This is a genomic window from Mesorhizobium sp. M1A.F.Ca.IN.020.06.1.1, from assembly GCF_004023265.1.
GTDB lineage: Bacteria > Pseudomonadota > Alphaproteobacteria > Rhizobiales > Rhizobiaceae > Mesorhizobium.
This window is the reverse complement of sequence record NZ_RZSR01000896.1, coordinates 1-2465: the sequence shown is the minus strand read 5'-3', so window position 1 is coordinate 2465 and position 2465 is coordinate 1. Positions and strand designations below refer to the sequence as shown.

Sequence of the window (2465 nt, the reverse complement as noted above, 5' to 3'; positions counted from 1 at the left end):
ACCCGTGCTTCCGGAAAAGAACAAGGACTAGGATATGGCACAGGAACGTAGGGAAGGCGGCCGCGGCCGCCTTCCCTACGTTCCTGTGCCATATCCTAGTCCTTGTTCTTTTCCGGAAGCACGGGTTGCTGTTTGCCGGCGCCTCTAGCGACCCACCGGCGGTGAATTTCTCCTTTGCATGATCCTGTCCGAAAAGTCTGCAACTTTTCGGGATCATGCATTAGAAGCTCAGACCGCCTTCGCGGGCAGCCTCGGCCAGCGCCTTGACGCGGCCGTGATAGATGTACGGGCCACGATCGAAGACGACTTCCTTGACGCCGGCCTTCGACGCGCGCTCGGCGATCAGCTTGCCGACCGCGGCAGCAGCGGCGCTGTCGGCGCCGGTCTTGAGCGAGCCCTTCAGCTCCTTCTCCAGGGTCGAGGCGGCGGCCAGCGTGTGGCCCTTGGCGTCGTCGATGACCTGGACGTAGATGTGCTTCGAGGTGCGATGCACCGAAAGCCGCGGCCGCTCGCCGGCGACCTTCTTGAGCTGGCGGCGCACGCGCTGCGCGCGGCGCTGGGTGGTTTCTTTGGGGCTAGCCATGATTCTGTTCCTTGCCTTCAGAAAACGGGGGCAACCGTGTGCGGTAGGCCAAGCCTCCCGCGGTCGCGCCCCGCGGCGATCAAAAGTCTTACTTCTTCTTGCCTTCCTTGCGGACAATCCGCTCGTCGGCATAGCGCACGCCCTTGCCCTTGTAGGGTTCGGGACCGCGATACTCGCGGATCTCGGCCGCGACCTGGCCGACCTGCTGCTTGTCGATGCCGGAGACCGTGATTTCGGTCGGCTTCGGCACGGAGATCGTGATGCCCTGCGGCGTCTCATAGACCACGTCGTGGCTGAAGCCGAGCGCCAGCTGCAGGTTCTTGCCCTGCATGGCGGCGCGATAGCCGACGCCGGTGATCTCGAGCTTCTTCTCGAAGCCGTCCTTGACGCCCTGCAGGATGTTGACGATCTGCGTGCGCGACATGCCCCACTTGGCGCGGGCGGTCTTGGTCTGGTCGCGCGGCTCGACCGAAATCTCGGCGCCTTCCATCTTGACCAGCACTTCGTCGTTGACCACGAACTTCAGCTCGCCCTTGGGGCCCTTCGCCGTCACGGTCTGGCCGTTGACGGTCGCGGAGACGCCCTGCGGCAGCGAAACGGGTTTCTTTCCGATACGAGACATTGTTGTCTCCTCTTTCCTTTACTGCTGTGAATGGTGAATGGTGGAATGGCGAACGGCGCGGTCAAAGTCCCGTGCAGCCTCACCATTCACTATTCACCATTGACCATTCACCCTTAGAAAATCTGGCAGAGGATCTCGCCGCCGACATTCTGCTCGCGCGCTTCGTGATCGGCCATGACGCCCTTCGGCGTCGAAAGGATGGCGATGCCGAGGCCGTTGGCGACATGCGGGATCGACTTGGCCGAGACATAGACGCGGCGGCCGGGCTTCGAGACGCGCTCGATTTCGCGCACGACCGGAGCGCCGTCGAAATACTTCAGCTCGATCTCGATTTCCGACTTGCCGTTCTCGAAGTCAGTCTGGCTGTAGTCGCGAATATAGCCTTCCGACTTCAGCACTTCGAGGACGCGGGCGCGCAGACGCGAGGCCGGGGTCGAGACGCTCGACTTCTTGCGGCCATAGGCGTTGCGGATGCGGGTCAGCATATCGCCGAGAGGATCGCTCAATGACATCTCAGTGTCTCCTTACCAGCTCGACTTGACCAGGCCCGGGATCTGGCCGTTGTTGCCCAGATCGCGAAGCGCGATACGCGAAAGCTTGAGCTTGCGATAGTAGGCGCGCGGACGCCCCGTCACTTCGCAGCGGTTGCGGATGCGGATCTTGGCCGAGTTGCGCGGCAGCGCCGAAAGCTTCAACTGGGCGCGGAAACGCTCTTCCATCGGCTTGGACTGGTCCATGACGATGTCCTTGAGCGCCTTGCGCTTGGCGGCGTACTGACCGGCAAGCTTGCGGCGCCGGTTGTTCTTCTCGACTGAGCTGGTCTTTGCCATTTCAGATTTTTCCTTTTTCGCTGCCGTTACTGGCGGAAGGGGAAGTTGAAGGCCTTGAGCAGCGCTCTGGCCTCGTCATCCGTCTTCGCCGTCGTACAAACGATGACGTCCATGCCCCAGACCTGATCAACCTTGTCGTAGTTGATCTCCGGGAACACGATGTGCTCCTTGATGCCCATGGCGTAGTTGCCACGGCCGTCAAAGCTCTTCGGGTTCAGTCCGCGGAAGTCGCGAACGCGCGGCAGCGCGATGTTCACGAGGCGGTCGAGGAACTCGTACATGCGTTCCTTGCGCAGCGTGACCTTGGCGCCGATCGGCATGTTCTCGCGCACCTTGAAGCCCGCGATCGAGTTGCGGGCGCGGGTGACGACAGCCTTCTGGCCGGCGATCAGCGCGAGGTCCTCGGCCGCGACCGAGGGCTTCTTGGAAT

General features: G+C 62.2%; 5 protein-coding genes. All 5 read right to left on the bottom strand.

All coding sequences use genetic code 11. The annotated features are described in order from the left end of the window. Positions 1-220: 220 nt before the first annotated feature. Positions 221-583 (bottom strand): 50S ribosomal protein L18, encoded by a 363-nt coding sequence (rplR, locus tag EOA60_RS28675; protein WP_066989604.1) that lies wholly within the window; start codon positions 581-583, stop codon positions 221-223. An 88-nt stretch (positions 584-671) separates the two neighbouring features. Then, entirely contained in the window at positions 672-1205 is a 534-nt protein-coding gene (gene rplF, locus EOA60_RS28670) for a 50S ribosomal protein L6 (RefSeq protein ID WP_067321468.1), read from the bottom strand. Positions 1206-1318: 113 nt separating this feature from the next. Next, entirely contained in the window at positions 1319-1717 is a 399-nt protein-coding gene (rpsH, locus tag EOA60_RS28665) for a 30S ribosomal protein S8 (protein ID WP_066989600.1), read from the bottom strand. Between the two features lie 12 nt (positions 1718-1729). Further along, entirely contained in the window at positions 1730-2035 is a 306-nt protein-coding gene (gene rpsN, locus EOA60_RS28660; protein ID WP_059188495.1) for a 30S ribosomal protein S14, read from the bottom strand. Between the two features lie 26 nt (positions 2036-2061). Further along, positions 2062-2465, bottom strand: a 404-nt coding sequence (gene rplE, locus EOA60_RS28655; protein ID WP_128312288.1) for a 50S ribosomal protein L5, incomplete at its 5' end; no start/stop codon positions are given.